The organism is Cryobacterium sp. Hh11 (assembly GCF_004404045.1).
Classification (GTDB): Bacteria; Actinomycetota; Actinomycetes; order Actinomycetales; family Microbacteriaceae; genus Cryobacterium; species Cryobacterium levicorallinum.
Map to the genome: position 1 here is coordinate 1 of NZ_SOHF01000017.1, position 17,550 is coordinate 17,550.

Here is a 17,550-nt window from a genome sequence, read left to right on the forward strand (position 1 = left end):
AGCGCACTCGGGAACATGCCGCCCGAAGAATATGAACGCAACTATTACGCTGAAACAAACGGCCCGATAAATATCGAAGCCGCCAACAAAACGGCGGCATGAAACCCGGGACGGTTCAGTCTTCAGCTAGCGCTTGCGACGGGCGAGGAAGGCATCCATTCGGGCGAACTTGGCCTCGGATTCGAACAGAATCGACTGAGCAACGTTGTCGACGAGCGGATGCGCCGCCCGCGGAGCGTGGAAAACTTCCTTGGCCAAACGGGTCGCCAGCGGGTCCTGCGCGGCGATGCGGTCGGCCAGCGCGTGGGCGGCAGCGAGCAGGTCGTCGGGGTCGTGCACCTCGGTGACCAGATGCACGGCAAGGCATTCGGGGGCGCTCAGAATGCGTCCGGCCAGGATGATCTCCTTGGCCACCGGCTCGCCGACGAGCTCGGCCAGTCGCCAAAGCGCACCGGCAGCGGGCAGAATGCCGAGGGCTGTCTCCGGATTGCCGATCCGGGCGCTCGTGGAGGCGATGCGGAAGTCAGCCGCATAGGCCAGTTCGGCGCCGCCGCCGAGCGCCCAGCCGTCGATCGCGGCGATCACCGGCATCGGCAGCTTCGCAATGCGGGAGAACAGCCCGGAATTGATGCCGAGCAACGCGTCGTCGCGGCGCCGTTCCCGCAGCTGGGCGATGTCGGCACCCGAGGCGAAGACACCGTTCGCTCCGCTGATAATCAGGATACGCGGCTGCTGCTCCAGTTCAGCGCAAATTGCGTGCAGCTCATCGATCATGGTCTGGTCGATGGCGTTGCGCACGTCGGGCCGGTCGAGCTGCACGTGCACCCGGTCGGCGCGATGCTCAATCGTGAGAGTGGTGGGAATGCTGTTCATTGTGGGACGTCTCCGTTGAGGTCGGGGTTGGAATCGGGGTCAGTCGTGCCGGCCGGGAACACCCGCTTGTACTTGCGGCCGTCGGGCAGGGTCACCGTGCGGCTGACCAGGGTGCCGCGCCGCACCTGCAGGTAAATCGCCTGAGCGCTCACACCGCGTTCGGCCGCCGCCTCGGCGACGGACAGACCGGGGAGGTCGGTCGGCACACTGCTTGGCCGCACGGATCGTTTGCGGCCGGCTTCGAAGCGCGCGCTGATCTCGTCGTCGGTGCCGCCCCAACGCCATTTGGCCGCCGGAGGCTTGAGTCCGGTCGCATCAGCGATCTGGTCCCACGACACATCAGCAGCGAGGGCGCCGCGAACAGCGGCCAGGGTCGCCGGGTCCTGTTCGAGGGCGGTCTGCAGCAAGCGGATGGCGCGCAGCCGATCCAGGGGCGAACCAGCGGTATCCGTTTGCAGCGTCAGCACCCGCTCGAGCGCGGCCGCCGTGGTCGGCGCCAGAAACGATCCCATGCGTGGTCCCCCATCGAGTGTGCTGCGACTGGAGGCAGCAGCCCCATCTTGCCAGATCCAACGCGTCGTTTGAACAGATTACGCCAGCACGACGACCGAGTGCGGAGCCAGCTGCAGGGCGTTAGGCAGTCGGTCCTGCACAGCATCGCCAGCGGCGGCGAAGGACAGCACGACCTCTCCCCCGCCGGCCGGAATGTGCGCCGAACGCTCGCCGAGGTTGATCAGAATCTTGCTGCGGCCACGGTGCAGCCGCAGCCACCCCTCGGTCGCATCCGCCTCGACGGCGATCTGGTCGAACCGGGGATCGGTGATATCGGGGTGGGTGCGGCGCAGCGCAGCCAAAGCACGGTAGAACTCGAGCAGTCGAGCGTGCTCGGGCTCGGCCAGTTCGTTCCAATTGAGCTTGGAGCGCTCGAACGTCGCCGGGTCCTGCGGGTCGGGGACGAGCGCCGGATTCCAGCCCATGCGGGCAAACTCGCTGATGCGTCCGGTGGCCGTTGCCGTGCCGAGTTCGGGTTCGGGATGCGAGGTGAAGAACTGCCAGGGTGTCGTCGCCCCCCATTCTTCCCCCATGAACAGCATTGGCGTATACGGCCCGAGCAGGGTCAGCGCCGCGGCAATTGCGAGCTGGCCGACATCCAGTTGGGCGCTGAGCCGGTCACCGACGGCCCGGTTGCCGATCTGGTCGTGATTCTGGGATGCGACGACCAGCCGCCAGGTGGGCATCCGTTCCCGGTCGATCCGGCGACCGTGGGTGCGCTCCCGAAAACTGGAATAACTGCCGTCGTGAAAAAACCCGTGGGTGAGCACCTTGGCCAGGGCGTCGAGCGGCTCGAAGTCGGCGTAGTACCCCGAGGTTTCCCCGGTGAGGGCGACGTGCACGGCGTGATGAAAGTCGTCGCTCCACTGGGCGTCAAGGCCGTAGCCGTTCGCCTCTCGGGGGGTGATGAGGCGCGGATCGTTGAGGTCGGATTCGGCGATCAAGGTGAGGGGCCGCCCGGTCTCGGCGCTGAGCGCGGCGACCTCGACGGCGAGTTGCTCGAGCAGGTGGGTGGCGCTGCTGTCGCGCAGCGCGTGCACGGCGTCGAGGCGCAGGCCGTCGACGTGGTACTCGCCGAGCCACATGAGTGCGTTGTCGAGAATGTATCGGCGCACCGGGTCGGAGTGCGGCCCGTCGAGGTTGAGCGAGGACCCCCAGGTGTTACCGGCGGCCTCGCTCAAGTAGGGACCGAACTGTGGCAGATAGTTGCCACTCGGGCCGAGGTGGTTGTAAACGACATCCTGAATGACGCCAATGCCACGCTGGTGGCAAGCATCGACGAAGGCCTGGTACGCGGCCGGACCGCCATAACCCTCGTGCACGGCGTACCAGAGCACACCGTCGTAGCCCCAATTATGGGTGCCGTTGAAGGCATTCACCGGCAACAGCTCGACGAAGTCGACGCCGATCGATTGCAGGTGATCGAGCCGGCTCGCGGCCGCCCCGAACGTACCCTCCGGTGTGAAGGTTCCCACATGTAACTCGTAGATGACGGCGCCGGCCAGCTGCCTCCCGGTCCAGTCGGCATCCTGCCAGACATGCACGGACGCATCGAAACTACGCGACGGGGCGTGCACCCCGGCAGGCTGCCGCCGTGATCGCGGGTCGGCGTACGGCCCGCGCCCGTCCACGATGAAGCCGTAGTCGATCTCGGCGCGCACCGCCGGTCGAGCGGATGCCGGCAGTTCCCACCAACCGTCATCGCGGGCGGTAAGTTCCAGCCTTCGCGTGCCCAACACCAGCTGCACGGTCTGCGCGTCGGGTGCCCAGACCTCGAATCTCTGCTCGTTCATGTGTGACGTCCGATGCGGTGGGAAGGGCGGTCTCGGTCGTCGACAGCCACCAGTAACGCCACCGGATACCGGGCCAGCACATCGGCGACTCGCACGCTTGGGCCGTCAAAGCGCTGGCGCGTGAACACATCGACGACGGTGCGACCGGCCACGGCAATGGTCGTGTCGCGCCAGCCGCCGGCCTCGTGCAACCCGATCGGCAGCCGCGTGGCCACGGTGATCGCTCCGCCGCGGTCGAACGCGACGACATGGCCAGCAGCCGGGCCGAAGGCGGGCACGGGCAGGTAGCGGGTGAACAGCTCTGGCCGGTTGCCGCGCAGGTGCAGGGCGCTGGAGGTGACCAGCAGCTTGGCGGCGCCGGTCTCGTCGACCGGGGGGAGCCATCCGCTTTCCAGACGGGTCAGCAGCTCGCGGCGCAGCGCATAGTCGACCGGGCGACGATTGTCAGGGTCGACGAGCGAGGTCTCCCACAGCTCGCTGCCCTGGTAGACGTCTGGGACGCCCGGCATGGTCAGCTGCAGCAGCTTCTGGGAAAGCGAATTGCTCCACCCGGGCTGCTGCAGCCGGTCAACCAGTGCGGTGAGGAGATCGCGGGTCGGCCCCGACTCGACGGCGGCTGTGACGAGGTCGTCGAGAGCCGCTTCGAAACCGGTGTTCGGCTGGGTCCAGGTGGTCGACGTGCCGGCTTCGCGCGCGGCCTTGAGGGCGTAAGCGGCGAGCCGCTCCCGGCTGGCCGGCCAGGCGCCCACGATCGCCTGCCAGAGCAGGTTCTCGAAGGGCGCATCGTCGAGCGGATGCGCTGCCCGCAGCTGGTGTAGCGCCTCCGCCCACTCGGCGGGGATCTCGGCAAGCACCGCAATGCGCGCCCGCACGTCTTCGCCGCGTTTGGTGTCGTGGGTCGACAGCGTCGTCATCGAGTGCGGAAAACCCGCCTGACGCGTGCGCTGCCGCTTGTGAAACTCGGCCACCGGCACGGCGAACTCGTCGGGATCGGCCCCGACCTCGTTGAGCGAGGTCAACCGACTGAACCGGTAGTAAGCCCGATCTTCCACGCCCTTGGCCATGACCATGCCCGAGGTCTGTTGAAAGCGCACGGCGGCCGGATGCCCCGGGTCGCCGAGCAGGGGCAGCATCCGGTCGATCTCGGATTGAAGTTCCGGGCGGCGGGTAGCCGAGCGGCGGGCCGCCTCGCGCAGATTCTCCGAGCCAACGGGCAGGTACGAGCGATAGACCGGAAACCAGGCCAGCAGGTCAGCCAGGGCCTCGGCGGTCTGTGCCAGGTTCCCCGTATCGCTCGGCACGAGTCGAGCGATTCGCAGCACCTCGGAGCGCAGAATGCCGTCGGTCACGTCGCGCTTGTTGCGATAGACCAGGTCGGCCCAGTCGGTAGCGACGCCCTGCAGGCTGGCCTCGAGCGCATCGAGGGGCTCCTGGCCGGCCGGATCGACGAGCACCCGGTCGACGTCGGCGAGGGCGTCATAACCGGTGGTGCCGGCAGTCGCCCAGCTGGTCGGCAGCGCTTCGCGCCCTTCCAGGATCTTCTCGACCAGAACGTAGCAGCCGTCGGTGGCCCGCCGCAGGGCTTCCAGGTAGCCGGCCGGATCGGCGAGCCCGTCGGGGTGGTCGACCCGCAATCCCTGGACGAGGCCGTCGCGCACCCAACGCACGATCTCGCGGTGCGATTCCTCAAACACCCACGGCACCTCGACCCGGATACCAGCGAGGCTGTTCACCGCGAAAAATCGGCGGTAGTTCAACTCGGCGTCGGCGCGACGCCAGTTCACCAACTCGTAGTGTTGTCTGGAGTGCACCTCGGCCGGGCTGGCACCGTCATTGTTGCTTTCGGCCGCCAGGGGAAATCGGTTGTCAAAATAATGCAGCTCGCCGCCCACGATCTCGAGCCGGTCCAGTTCCGTGCTTTCATCCGAACCATCGTCGCCGAGAACCGGAATGCGAATCTTGCCATTGCCGAACGCCCAGTCGACGTCGAAAGCCTCGGCATAACGCGACTGCTGACCGTTCTGCAGCAGGTCCCACCACCAGGCGTTCTGCGCCGGGCTGGCGACCCCCATATGGTTGGGCACAATGTCTACGAGCACGCCGCGCCCGGCCTGGTGCGCTGCCGTTGCAAGCCGGACGAGCCCCGCCGCACCGCCACGGGCCGGGTCGACCAGCGAGTGGTCGACCACGTCGTAGCCGTGATCCGATCCGGGTTCGGCCTTCAGCAGCGGCGACAGGTAGACCCAGTCAGCACCGAGGGAGCGCACGTAGTCCACGATTTCGGCCGCTGCATCGAGGTCGAATCCGGCCGTGATCTGCAGCCGATAAGTGCTCAGCGGCATCAGGTCAGGCCCGGGAGGGAGATCAACCCGGTGTTGCCCGCGAGTGACGCGGCCACCGAATGATCCGGGGCAGCTTCGGGTTCGTGATACGCGCGCAGAACCACGAGGGACCGACCAACTACCGTTTGAATGGCTCCGGCCGGACGGGCAATGGAATCGGCCCCCTCGCCGGCGGTGTCGACGACGATCTCCCAGGCCGGGGCGTACTCATCGGGCGGCAGCTTGAATTCGACGTCCTCGGCATCCGCGTTGAACAGGAGCAGAAAATTGACGTCGACGACCTCTTGCCCGCGCACGTCGCGTTCGCGGATTCCGTTGCCGTTGAGAAACTTGGCCACCGTGCGGGCCAGATTCTCGTCCCAGTCTTCTGACGCCATCGGCTCGCCGTCGGTGTTGAGCCAGACGATGTCGGGCAGGGACTCCCCTGCCACCCGTTTGCCCGGGCGTCCGTCGAAGAACCGGCTGCGCCGGAACGTCGGGTGCTCGCGGCGCAGGCGGGAGACCGCCGCCGTGAACTCGATCAGTGGCAGGTCGGCTTCGTCCCAGTGCACCCAGGTCAGCTCGGAGTCCTGCGCATAGGTGTTGTTATTGCCAAGCTGGGTGCGGCCCAGTTCGTCGCCGTGCAAGAGCATCGGAACCCCCTGCGACAGCAACAGGGTGGCCAGGAAATTGCGCGTCTGGCGGGCGCGCAGCCCGCGAATCTCGGGGTCGTCAGTAGGGCCCTCGACGCCGGAGTTCCAGGACCGGTTGTGCGATTCGCCGTCGTTGTTGTCTTCGCCGTTGGCATCGTTGTGTTTCTCGTTGTAGGACACGAGGTCAGCGATGGTGAAGCCGTCGTGCGCCGTGACGAAGTTGATCGAGGCCATCGGGCGCCGCCCTGAGTGCTCGTACAGGTCGGCCGAGCCGGCCACGCGCGAGGCGAACTCGCCGAGTGTGGACGGCTCTCCCCGCCAGAAGTCTCGAACGGTGTCGCGGTACTTGCCGTTCCATTCCGACCACTGGGAGGGAAAATTACCGACCTGGTAGCCGCCCGGCCCGACGTCCCACGGCTCGGCGATGAGCTTGACCTGCGACACGATCGGGTCCTGCTGCACGAGCTCGAAGAAGGTGGACAGTTTGTCGACTTCGTACAGGTCTCGGGCCAGAGCGGAGGCCAGATCGAACCGAAAGCCGTCAACGTGCATCTCGAGCACCCAGTAGCGTAGCGAATCCATGATGAGCTGCAGCACGTGCGGGTGCCGAACATTGAGGGTGTTGCCGGTGCCCGTGTAGTCCATGTAGTAGCGCTTGTCGTCGTCCATGAGGCGGTAGTAGGCCTCATTGTCGATGCCCTTGAACGATAGGGTCGGTCCCATGTGGTTGCCCTCGGCGGTGTGGTTGTAGACCACGTCGAGGATGACTTCAATTCCGGCGGCGTGCAGGCTGCGCACCATGCCCTTGAACTCCTGCACCTGCTGACCGAGATCACCGGTGGAGGAATACGCGTTGTGCGGCGCGAAGAATCCGATCGAGTTGTAGCCCCAGTAATTGTTCAGGCCCTGCTCCATGAGGGTGCCGTCGTTCACGAACTGGTGCACCGGCATGAGTTCGATAGCCGTCACCCCCAATTTCTGCAGATGGTCGATGACCGAAGGATGCGCCAATCCCGCGTAGGTGCCCCGCTGGGTCTCCGGTACGGACTCCTGAAGCTTGGTGAGTCCTTTGACGTGTGCCTCATAGATGAGGGACTTACTGTATGGCGTGCGCAACGACCGGTCGCCTGTCCAGTCAAAGAATGGGTTGACGACCACGCCGAGCATCATGTGTGCCGCGGAGTCTTCGTCGTTCGGGGAATCCGGGTCGTCGAAGTCATAGGAGAACAGCGACGGATCCCAGTCGATGGCCCCGGTCGTAGCCTTGGCGTAGGGGTCAAGCAGCAGCTTGCTCGGGTTGAGCCGGTTGCCCGCTGCGGGGTTGTAATCGCCATGCACCCGGTAGCCGTAGCGCTGGCCCGGCTGCACGAGCGGAAGATAGCAGTGCCAGATATAAGCGGATGACTCGCGTACCTCGATGCGCGTCTCACCGCCGTCTTCATCAAAGAGGCACAGTTCGACTCGTTGGGCCGCCTCACTGAACAGGGCGAAGTTGGTGCCGCTCCCGTCAAAGGTTGCGCCGAGGGGGTAGGCGGTGCCGGGCCAGGTTTCCATGAGACTCCTCGAAGGGAAGGTGGGACACGGTCAGGTGCGAGTTGAGGGACACGGCAGCACCCGACGGTGGCCGCGCTTGGAGAATACGCTACAGGCATCCGCCGACATATCTGCCTTCCGCTCGAGCGGGAGTTGGTTGGGACCCTGAGAAGTTCCTCGCGGCGCTGGAGGGTCAGTCGCCGATCAACCCATCGGCCAACTTCTGCAGGCGGGCGTCCGCCGAATTTATGGGATCGTCGGCGACAGCCCGAAGCCCATCGTGGATGCGGTGCGCCGAACCAACGGCACGGCCAACGGCACGGCCAACGGCACGGCCAACGGCACGGCCAATTCATCGTCCGATCCATCGGATGATCTCGCTGAACACGCAAGAATGGAGTCAGGCGCCGTCGGCGGTGCCACAACGAATGGAGCCACCATGACGGAATCCCAGCTCATAACTTTCTGGGGCAAGGCACGCGCACACATTATCGTGTCCCAGGCCGCCCCGACGTTTCTGCTGACCGCTGTCGTCGGCTTTCTCGCACTCGGGCTGGCAACCGCTGACCCGGCCGTGCGCATCGCTGCGGCAGGCATCCTGCTCGCCTCGGGTATTTTTGGTGCCCTTGCACAGATAAGTGCCGCCAACGAGGGTCTCGCCGTCATCGCCGACCTGCGGGCCCTGGAAGCGCCCAGCGCGCTCACCCGGTGCATCATTGCCATGGCGCCGTGGGTGAATGTCGTGCGCTACGTCACCCCGGCAATTTTCGTCATCGTTTACGTCGCCATTCTGACGTCACTGTTCTTCAGCGCTCCCGCCATGCCCTTCGGCCGCTGAGGCAGCTGCCCTGGCGAGGGTTACGCCGAGCTCGCAACGCGGCGATCACGGCGTGCGCGCCACCAGGCCCAGGCCCGGGTAACGATCCGTTTAAGGAACGCACCCACCCGTCGAGCCGAGGCGAACTCCGTTCCGAGCACGGTGAGGCCCAGAAAAACGATGAGCCAGCCCGGCCCAGGCAGGGGGATCAGAATGACTCCCACCAGAATGACGAGGGTGCCCAGCAGGGCAACCGCCAGGCGATAGGCGAAGAGCAGATAAGCATGCCCATCAACCCAAGCCCGTGCCCGACCCAACGCGCGACGCACCGGATGCCGGGGATCGGTGCCGGTGGCGATATCGCGGGAGAGGGCGTTAGACATGGCATTCAATGTATGACGCATGGCTGGGAAGACGCCGCCGGGAGTGGTCAGCCCGCCGATTCGCCGTCGAGGTAATACCAACGCCCCGTCACCTTCTGAAAGCGGCTAACTTCATGTTGCTGCCCGGAAATACCATCCTGGCGATAGTGAGCAGTGAATTCGACGACGCCGTCGCTATCGAGCATTCCCCCGCTCTCGGTCCGCAGAATGTCAAGGCGACGCCAGGTGAGGGACGGGTCTAATTCGAGCGAGCTGGGCTTAGTGAGCGGATGCCAGGTGTCCAGCAGATACTGCGCGTGACCGAGTGCAAAGGCGCTGTAACGCGACCGCATCAACCACTGGGCGGTGGAAGGAACGGCCGCGCCGGCGTGAAACCGACCGCAGCAGGCGGAATAGCTGTCTCCGCTCAGGCAGGGACACCGCACATCCTCGTGCATAAAGCAGAACCTGTCTTAGTTGGCCTGTGCTCGTGAATAGGCCTCGCGAACGGTCGCCGCAATGCGCCCGCGGTCGGAAACCTGAATGCCATTGGCCGAAGCCCATGCCCGCACGGCCTGAAGCTCGGCACGATCCGACTTTGATCCGCTGGCGGCTCGCGCTTTCGCGGGAACATAGCCAACTCTGCGGGCAACGTCGGCATAGGGCTTCAAGGCTGCACGAAACTCAGCGAGATTCTTTTCTGACAGATCGACCTCATAGGAGTCGCCCTCAAACGCGAAAGAAACGGATGCCCCCGAGCCATTCTCGATAACGGAACCGTCGAGGTCGTCTAACAATTGAACGGTGGTCTTCTTCATGCTGTAAATCTCCAATTTATGAGGGATGCATTCGGGACGCATATATTGAATTCGTGCTTGTGGGATTAACCACTAAGAGATTATCGCTGCCCGAAACTTTTTCCGATACCCGCCACGCGGTATTTCTTCGGCAGCTTTGAACCGGGCAAGGATGCCACTCTTGCCCAGCCAGGTCGGGGGACTTGACTAACTCTGGCACTCGCCCGCAGAAACTCACGAAAAAACTCGTCACAAAGATTGCAAGACTTTTTAGCCGGCTCCAAAAATACCGAGAGAGGGCACAAAAAAGCCCCGACACTGTCGGGGCTTTTCTATTCTGGTGGATCCGAGGGGATTCGAACCCCTGACCCCCTGCATGCCATGCAGGTGCGCTACCAGCTGCGCCACGGACCCAGATTGTCGTTTCGAATCTCTCCGAAACAACTTTGTTAGCTTACAACACAGAATGTGATCTGCGAAACCGAAGCTACTCCGCGACCTCTTCCGTGTCGCCTTCTGCGTCAACTTCGGCTGCCACTTTGGCCGGAATCCCGGTCGGAATCACCGGGCAGTCCTTCCACAGGCGCTCCAGAGCGTAGTACTGGCGCTCTTCCTCGTGGAAGACGTGCACGACCAGGTCGCCGAAGTCAACGAGGACCCAGCGTCCCGCAGCGCGTCCCTCACGGCGGAGCGGCTTGTGGCCGGCCTCGATCAGCTTGTCTTCGATTTCACCGGCGATGGCAACGACGTTACGTTCGGAGCGTCCGGTGACGATGAAGAAAATATCAGCCAGGGGAAGCGGATTGGACACGTCAAGCGCAACCAGATCTTCCCCACCCTTCGAATCGGCGGCGGCAACGGCAATTTTGAGCAGCTCGAGAGCGTGCGGCGACGTGGTCATAACTGAATCCTTGAGATTGTGCCGCGGGGCGTGAATGCGCACGCGGCGATGATGGGGGGAACGGAGGGAAACGAGTCACATCGACGCGTCGGAGAAATTTGTGGGATCGATCCGCGTAGCGGCACTAGAAAATGCCCAACAGGTAGCCAGTCACGAAGAGAGCGAGAACACTGACCGCGAGGATCGCCGTCGTGATGACCAGAACCATGGGAAGCGACGCTCGCTGCTTCTTTGGCGGCGTAAGCATGCCGCGAGTCGAGGCATGCGTACTCACTGCGCGACTGGCACTGACCGGTGCCGAGTCGCCGCCAAGCTGGTCAGCATCGAGCTGGTCCATCATGTGGTCCATCTCGGACGAATCAAACAGATTGGGATGCGCCCCGGTGGAGCCAAGACTGCGTGGCAGATCGAAAGATCCTGTGATTATGATCTCACCGGTGTTGGAGATCGGACTCACGCTGGGGCCCTGATGCGGAATCGACGGCAGAATGAGCGCATTCGTCGTCGTTGGGATGCCGCCGGCCCCGATTCCGCGATTGATCAGTTCATCCAGCGACTGTTCAGGTGCGTGCACCGGCGTTTGCTCGCCCGAATCAACGGACCAGTGACCGACGGGCGGAGTCCAACCGGCGGGCTCACTCCGGTCCGGCTCAATCTGCTCCGGTTCGATCTGCTCCGATTCGATCAGCTCGGCCTCGATCAGCTCGGCCTCGATCAGCTCGGCCTCGGGAACCGCGGCCTCGCGCGCGACCGGCGCTGACACCGTCGGAACGGCATCCTCTTGCGCTGATTGATTCTGACGCGCCTGCAGGGCTCGCAGTTCGCGGCGGCTGAGGGCGGGCTCGACGGCGGGAACCGCAGACGGGGGTGTCGGGGTTTCCGCTGGTGCAGTGGATGCCGCAGACTCGGCCGGTTCGCTGGCCCGGTCGGGCGTGTGGTGGCGACTGGACCGCCGCGCGACTGGGGCACTCCCCGGGGCTGCCAGCGCAGCTGGGCGTAAGGCTGCGGGGGTCAGCGCGGGCACGTCAAGAACGGGAACGGGCTCCCGATGACGCGCAAGTTCACGCGCCTGACGTCGGCTGAGCGGCTGAGGCTCTCCCAACGTCATGCCACACTCCGATACAGATGATGCTTTGAGATGTACTGGACGACCCCATCGGGGACCAGATACCAGACCGGGAAACCCCGATTGACCCGTGCCCGGCAGTCAGTAGACGAAATGGACAGTGCCGGAACTTCCAACAAGCTTACGTCCTGGTTGGGTAAACCCGAAACGCTCAGCTCATGCCCCGGGCGACTCACAGCGACGAAATGGGCCAGCTGCCACAGCTCGCGCACGTCTTTCCACCCGAGAATCTGCGTGATGGCATCCGCTCCGGTGATGAAGAACAGTTCGGCGTCTGGTCGTTCCTCGTGCAGATCCCGGAGCGTGTCGATCGTATAGGTCGGCCCGACCCGGTCGATATCGACGCGGCTGGTGGTGAATCGGGGATTCGACGCGGTGGCAATGACCGTCATCAGGTAGCGATGCTCCCCGCCGGTCACTCCGCTTTTTTGCCAAGGTTGCCCGGTGGGTACGAAGACGACCTCGTCCAGGTCGAAGCTCTGCGCCACTTCGCTCGCGGCGACGAGGTGTCCATGGTGGATGGGGTCGAAGGTACCGCCCATCACGCCGATGCGCGGACGACGAACTGTCACGTTACGATCAGGCTTCTAGTGGCCACCGGTGCTGGAGCCACGTCCCCCGTGCGCTGCCGCGTAGGCGTCGGCCTTGGCACTGTGACGGTTGGAGACATCGCGAAAGCTCCACAGCACGATGCCGAGGGCGAGGAACAACACGGCCGCGACCATCGGGTAGGCAATCAGGGGCAGCGGCAGGGCGATGTGCTCGACCTCGGTCAGCACAGCAGTCACAAAGGACATCGGTTCTCCATTCAAGCACAACGACCAGCACGCTGCTCGAGCTGTTCAAATCAAATTATGGGTGCGACGTTTCACGCCGCCGTCCCCATTCTAGCGGCAGCCAGCAGTGACCTGGCTAAAGCTACGAGCGCACCTGTCCGGTGCCGCGCACGATCCACTTGGTGCTGGTCAGCTCGGGCAACCCCATCGGGCCACGGGCATGCAGCTTCTGGGTGGAAATGCCCACCTCGGCGCCGAAACCGAACTCGCCGCCGTCGGTGAACCGAGTCGAGGTGTTGACCATGACCGAGGCCGAATCCACCTCGTTCAGGAACCGCTCCGCGTTCTGCAGGTCGTTGGTGATGATCGACTCGGTGTGCCCGGTCGAATAGCGACGGATGTGCGCAATCGCCTCGTCGAGAGAATCCACGATCGCGACCGAAAGGTCGAGGCTCATATATTCGGTGGCCCAGTCATCGTCGGTCGCCGGGACGGCGGACGGGTGGAGGGCGCGGGTGCGGGCATCCGCGTGAATCGTCACCCCGGAGGCTTCCAGCTTGGCCAGCACGTCGGGCAGAAGTCGTTCGGCGGCGCTGCGGTGCACGAGCAGGGTTTCGAGGGCGTTGCAGACGCTGGGCCGGTGCGTCTTGGAGTTGTGCACGATGTCGATCGCCCACTGCTTGGTGGCCGTTTCGTCGAGGAAGATGTGCACGACGCCGGCGCCGGTTTCAATGACGGGAACCTGGGACTCGGTCACGACGGTGCGAATGAGGTTGGCGCTGCCGCGCGGAATGAGCACATCGACGAAGCCGCGTGCCTTCATGAGTTCGGTCGCGCCGGCCCGGCCGAAGGGATCGATGGTCTGCACAGAGTCGGGGTTGAGCCCGGCGGCGGCGATGGCGGCCTGGACGAGATCGATGAGAACTCGGTTGCTGTTCTCGGCGGCGGACCCACCGCGCAGCACGACAGCGTTGCCGCTCTTAATGGCGAGGGCGGCAAGGTCGACGGTGACGTTGGGGCGGGCCTCATAGATGACGCCGATGACGCCGAACGGCACGCGCACCTGGCTGATCTTAATGCCGTTGGGCAGGCTGCTGCCCCGCACGATCTGGCCGACCGGGTCGGTCAATAGGGCGATCTGGTCGACGGAATCAGCGAGAGCCGTGATACGCGCCTCGTCGAGCTTGAGCCGGTCGAGCAGCCCGGCGGTCAGGCCGTTGGTCGCCCCAGCATCGAGGTCGATCTGGTTCGCCGTCACGATGGCCGCGACGTTCTCCCGCAAAGACTGGGCGATCAGCTTGAGCGCCCTGTTCTTCACCTCTGTCGGTGCCGAAGCGAGCGACAGAGAAGCGGTGCGAGCGGCCTCAAGGGTGGGCGTGAGCTGGGCGACATCGTTCAGTGACTGCAACATGCCCTCAAGTTTACCGGAGGGCCTGCCGAGAGACTATTTAGACTTTCTCAGCGGATGCGCTGGGCCGACGGTGCCGGCGAGGGTTCAAACCAGGTTCCGACCGGTTCGCCGCGCAACGCTTCGGCCACGAGTCCGGTCGCGGTGACGAGCACGGCGGTTCCGGCCTGCGCGGCGATCCGGGCGGCCGTGATCTTGGTGCTCGCTCCCCCGGTGCCCACCCCGTTCACCTTGGTCGCGCCGAATTCCATGCCGATCAGGGGATCGCCGGAAGCGACGTGGCTGATGCGCTCGGCGCCGGGCAGGTGCGGCGGGCAGGTGTAGAGCGCGTCGACGTCGCTGAGCAGCACCAGCAGGTCGGCGTCGATCAGGATGGCTACGAGGGCGGCGAGTCGATCGTTGTCACCGAATCGAATTTCGTGGGTCGCAACCGTGTCGTTTTCGTTCACGATCGGCAGGATCCGCAACGCCATCAGGCGCTCCATCGCCCGCTGGGCATTGCCGCGGTGGGTGGCGTTATCGAGATCGCTCGCGGTGAGCAGCACCTGCCCGGCGACGATGTCGTAGCGGTCGAGGCTGTCCTGGTAGCGAAAGATCAACAAATTCTGACCAACGGATGCCGCGGCCTGCTGGGTCGCCAGGTCGGTGGGGCGCTCCTGCAGCTTCAGGTACGGCATGCCGATGGCGATCGCACCCGACGACACCAGGATGACCTCGGTGCCGCGGCCATGGGCTTCGGCGAGGGCATCAACGAGCGGTGCGATCTGCCCGGAATTCTCGCCGCTGATCGACGAGGAACCCACTTTGACGACGATGCGCGCCGCCGAGCGAACAAGTTCCTGCGAGCGGGCCCTCACTCGGAAACCATGAATAGTGCACGTATCAACAGACTGCAACCGCACATGTAACTGGTCCTCCGGCGAGAATTACGGACGCAACGGAAGCGACCAGGGGCAGTTTAGCGCAGCCGGGTCGGGCTCCCGATCCGGCTCAGACCCGATCCGGCTCAGAGCAGGGCGCGACGCTCTTCGCTGGCCGTCGGCTCGAACCAGGTGCCGACGTGCTCGCCGCGCAGGGCTGCAGCGGCCAGTTCGGTCGAGGTGACCAGAACGGCGGTTCCGGCCTTGGTCGCGAGGCGGGCGGCGACGACCTTAGTGCTCGCTCCCCCGGTACCGACCCCGGTCGCTCCACTCGAGCTGAACTCGAAACCGTCGAGCGGGTCATCCGCTGCGATGAAATCGAGCTTCTCGGCGCCGGGCAGGTGCGGCGGCTTGGTGTAGAGCGCGTCAACGTCGCTGAGCATAATGAGCAGGTCCGCGTGGATGAGCGTGGCAACGAGTGCGGCGAGACGGTCGTTGCTTCCAAAGCGCAGGCCGTACACGGCGACGGTGTCGTTCTCGTTGACGACGGGCAGGATGCGCAGGTCGAGCAGACGCTCGAGCGCGCGCCGGGTATTGCTGCGGTGCGGCTCCTTGAGGGCGTCGCCCTCGGTCAGCAGCACCGTGCCGGCGGCGATGCCGTACCGGTCCAGGCTTTCCTGGTATCGAAAGATGAGCACGTTCTGACCGACGGCGGCAGCCGCCTGCTGGGTGGCGACGTCACTCGGACGTTCTTCCAGGTTCAGGAATGGCATGCCGGTGGCAACCGCGCCGGAGGAGATGAGCACGACCTCGGTGCCGCGACCGTAAGACTCGGCCAGAGCATCGACCAGTAGGGTGATCTGGTCGGAGTTGTCGCCGCTGATCGACGACGAGCCGACCTTCACGACGACCCGTTTCGCGCTCGCTACATTTTCTCTGGCTAAGCCACTCACTTCTGTACTTCTTCCGTTGTGTCGTTCTCGCTGTCGGCGTCGACGTTTGTTTCGTCGTCAGCCTCGACCTCGACCTCGACCTCGACCTCGACCTCACTGTCGACCGGGGCGACGCTGCCGTCCGCAGCCACCGTGACGTCGGCGAGGCGCACGTCCTCGTTGTATTCCTCTTCACCGGTCTGCCACATGCCGGCTTCGCGCTCACGAATGAGTTCGGCGCGGGCCGAGGACTTGGCATCCATCCTGCCGAAGTACTCCTCGCGGCGTTCGTTGCTGGTACGACGTTTGGGCTCGTCAAGGCGGGCGTCGGTTCCGCGGGGAGCCGTGATGAGTTCGGCGGTCGAGGTGAGCGTGGGCTCCCAGTCGAAGACGACACCATGGCCCGGGCCGATGATGACGGTCGAGCCGGCGATGGCACCCGACTTGTACAGTTCGTTCTCGATACCGAGTTTGGCGAGTCGGTCGGCGAGGAAGCCGACGGCCTCGTCGTTGGTGAAGTCGGTCTGCTGGATCCAGCGTTCCGGCTTGGTTCCGAGGATGCGGTAGATATTGCCGAAGGTGCCACCCTCGACCTTGATGACGAAGCCACCCTCGTCGACGGCCTTGGGACGGATGATGATGCGCGGCTTCTTCGCTTCGGCTGCAGCGGCCTCGGCGCGGCCCTGTTCGACGACCTCGGCGAGGGCATAGTTGAGCTGCTTGAGGCCCTCGTGGGTGACGGTGGAGATCTCGAAGACGCGGTAGCCGCGGGCTTCGAGGTCGGCCTTGACGAAGGCGGCAAGTTCGCGGCCTTCCGGTACGTCGATCTTGTTCAGGGCGATGAGCTGGGAGCGCTGCAGCAGCGGCTTCTGGCCCTCAGGCACCGGGTAGGCGTCCAGTTCGCCGAGGATGACGTCGAGGTCGCTGATCGGGTCGCGGCCGGGCTCGAGGGTGGCACAGTCGAGCACGTGCAGCAGGGCGGTACAGCGCTCGACATGGCGCAGGAACTCCAGGCCGAGGCCCTTGCCCTCGCTCGCGCCCTCGATCAGTCCGGGTACGTCGGCGATGGTATAGCGGGACTCGCCGGATTCGACGACGCCAAGGTTGGGGTGCAGCGTGGTGAACGGGTAGTCGGCAATCTTGGGCCGAGCCGCGCTCATGGCGGCGATGAGGCTGGATTTGCCCGCGGAGGGATATCCAACGAGCGCGACATCCGCTACCGTCTTGAGCTCGAGGTAAACGTCGCCTTCCCAGCCGAGCGTGCCGAGCAGGGCGAAGCCGGGGGCCTTGCGCTTGGTCGAAGCGAGGGCAGCGTTACCGAGCCCGCCCTGGCCGCCGGGCGCGACGACGAGGCGCAGCCCGGGTTCATTCATATCGAGCAGCTCGTTGCCCTCGATGTCTTTGACGACGGTACCGATGGGCACCATGAGCTCACGCAGGTCGCCGTTGTGCCCGTTGCGGTGGTCACCCATGCCGGGGCCACCATTGTCGGAGCTGCGGTGCGGTGAGCGGTGGTAGCCGAGCAGGGTGGTCGTGCTCGGATCGGCCACGAGCACGAGGTCTCCGCCGCCGCCGCCGTTGCCGCCGTCGGGGCCGGCGAGGGGTTTGAACTTCTCACGCTTGACCGAAACGCATCCGTTTCCTCCATTGCCCGCTCGTAAATGCAGCGTCACGTGGTCAACGAATGTGGCCATGGAGTGCCCCTTTCAGGTGGCGCAAGAAATGCTTCAAAACGAAGGTGCTATGAAACGTTGTGCGGTAAATCGGTGCTGCGGTAAATCAGTACTGCGGTGAATCGGTGCTGCGGTAAATCGGTGCTGCGGTAAATCGGTGCTGTGTTTGATCA

At 64.7% G+C, this 17,550-nt stretch carries 17 protein-coding genes and 1 tRNA gene; 1 reads left to right on the plus strand and 17 read right to left on the minus strand.

Annotated elements, in window-relative coordinates:
- Nucleotides 1-126 precede the first annotated feature (126 nt).
- The 5 genes from E3T46_RS07375 to glgX all read right to left on the minus strand — a co-directional run bounded on the left by E3T46_RS07375 (nt 127) and on the right by glgX (nt 7,746).
- Entirely contained in the window at nt 127-873 is a 747-nt protein-coding gene (locus tag E3T46_RS07375) for an enoyl-CoA hydratase/isomerase family protein (RefSeq protein ID WP_134441233.1), read from the minus strand.
- The gene (locus E3T46_RS07380; RefSeq protein WP_134578043.1) at nt 870-1,385 is read right to left on the minus strand and encodes a hypothetical protein; all 516 of its coding nucleotides are present in this window, start codon (nt 1,383-1,385) and stop codon (nt 870-872) included. The genes E3T46_RS07375 and E3T46_RS07380 overlap by 4 nt, the downstream gene beginning before the upstream one ends.
- Nucleotides 1,386-1,463: 78 nt before the next feature.
- A complete protein-coding gene (treZ, locus tag E3T46_RS07385; protein ID WP_134578044.1) occupies nt 1,464-3,218 on the minus strand; it encodes a malto-oligosyltrehalose trehalohydrolase in 1,755 nt (584 codons plus the stop codon).
- Nucleotides 3,215-5,560, minus strand: coding sequence for a malto-oligosyltrehalose synthase (gene treY / locus E3T46_RS07390; RefSeq protein ID WP_134578045.1), 2,346 nt, complete (start codon nt 5,558-5,560; stop codon nt 3,215-3,217). Before treY ends, treZ begins: the two co-directional genes overlap by 4 nt.
- The gene (gene glgX, locus E3T46_RS07395; RefSeq protein ID WP_134578046.1) at nt 5,560-7,746 is read right to left on the minus strand and encodes a glycogen debranching protein GlgX; all 2,187 of its coding nucleotides are present in this window, start codon (nt 7,744-7,746) and stop codon (nt 5,560-5,562) included. The genes treY and glgX overlap by 1 nt, the downstream gene beginning before the upstream one ends.
- 418 nt (nt 7,747-8,164) lie before the next feature.
- Here glgX and E3T46_RS07400 point away from each other — a divergent pair, with 418 nt between their 5' ends.
- Nucleotides 8,165-8,563 (plus strand): hypothetical protein, encoded by a 399-nt coding sequence (locus E3T46_RS07400; protein WP_134578047.1) that lies wholly within the window; start codon nt 8,165-8,167, stop codon nt 8,561-8,563.
- A gap of 20 nt (nt 8,564-8,583) precedes the next feature.
- On the opposite strand, the gene E3T46_RS07405 is transcribed toward E3T46_RS07400, so the two are convergent.
- The 12 genes from E3T46_RS07405 to obgE form a co-directional block, all read right to left on the minus strand.
- The gene (locus tag E3T46_RS07405; protein WP_134578048.1) at nt 8,584-8,925 is read right to left on the minus strand and encodes a TIGR02611 family protein; all 342 of its coding nucleotides are present in this window, start codon (nt 8,923-8,925) and stop codon (nt 8,584-8,586) included.
- Nucleotides 8,926-8,972: 47 nt separating this feature from the next.
- Complete coding sequence (locus E3T46_RS07410; RefSeq protein WP_134578049.1) at nt 8,973-9,362, minus strand: YchJ family protein; 390 nt, start codon at nt 9,360-9,362, stop codon at nt 8,973-8,975.
- Between the two features lie 15 nt (nt 9,363-9,377).
- Nucleotides 9,378-9,722: an Lsr2 family protein gene (locus E3T46_RS07415; RefSeq protein WP_134471191.1), complete on the minus strand. Its 345-nt coding sequence runs from the start codon at nt 9,720-9,722 to the stop codon at nt 9,378-9,380.
- 317 nt (nt 9,723-10,039) lie between these two features.
- Nucleotides 10,040-10,115, minus strand: a tRNA-Ala gene (locus E3T46_RS07420).
- A gap of 73 nt (nt 10,116-10,188) precedes the next feature.
- Nucleotides 10,189-10,602: a ribosome silencing factor gene (gene rsfS / locus E3T46_RS07425; protein WP_104133119.1), complete on the minus strand. Its 414-nt coding sequence runs from the start codon at nt 10,600-10,602 to the stop codon at nt 10,189-10,191.
- A gap of 124 nt (nt 10,603-10,726) precedes the next feature.
- Nucleotides 10,727-11,710, minus strand: a complete 984-nt coding sequence (locus E3T46_RS07430) for a hypothetical protein (RefSeq protein ID WP_134578050.1) — start codon at nt 11,708-11,710, stop codon at nt 10,727-10,729.
- The gene (gene nadD, locus E3T46_RS07435; RefSeq protein WP_092450772.1) at nt 11,707-12,300 is read right to left on the minus strand and encodes a nicotinate-nucleotide adenylyltransferase; all 594 of its coding nucleotides are present in this window, start codon (nt 12,298-12,300) and stop codon (nt 11,707-11,709) included. The genes E3T46_RS07430 and nadD overlap by 4 nt, the downstream gene beginning before the upstream one ends.
- A gap of 15 nt (nt 12,301-12,315) precedes the next feature.
- A complete protein-coding gene (locus tag E3T46_RS07440) occupies nt 12,316-12,525 on the minus strand; it encodes a hypothetical protein (protein WP_134441223.1) in 210 nt (69 codons plus the stop codon).
- Between the two features lie 121 nt (nt 12,526-12,646).
- Nucleotides 12,647-13,915 (minus strand): glutamate-5-semialdehyde dehydrogenase, encoded by a 1,269-nt coding sequence (locus E3T46_RS07445; RefSeq protein WP_134578051.1) that lies wholly within the window; start codon nt 13,913-13,915, stop codon nt 12,647-12,649.
- A gap of 47 nt (nt 13,916-13,962) precedes the next feature.
- Nucleotides 13,963-14,769: a glutamate 5-kinase gene (gene proB, locus E3T46_RS07450; protein ID WP_134441221.1), complete on the minus strand. Its 807-nt coding sequence runs from the start codon at nt 14,767-14,769 to the stop codon at nt 13,963-13,965.
- A gap of 149 nt (nt 14,770-14,918) precedes the next feature.
- On the minus strand, nt 14,919-15,725 hold the full coding sequence (gene proB / locus E3T46_RS07455) for a glutamate 5-kinase (protein ID WP_092450780.1): 807 nt from the start codon (nt 15,723-15,725) through the stop codon (nt 14,919-14,921).
- On the minus strand, nt 15,722-17,398 hold the full coding sequence (gene obgE / locus E3T46_RS07460) for a GTPase ObgE (protein WP_134578052.1): 1,677 nt from the start codon (nt 17,396-17,398) through the stop codon (nt 15,722-15,724). The genes proB (E3T46_RS07455) and obgE overlap by 4 nt, the downstream gene beginning before the upstream one ends.
- Between the last annotated feature and the right edge of the window lie 152 nt (nt 17,399-17,550).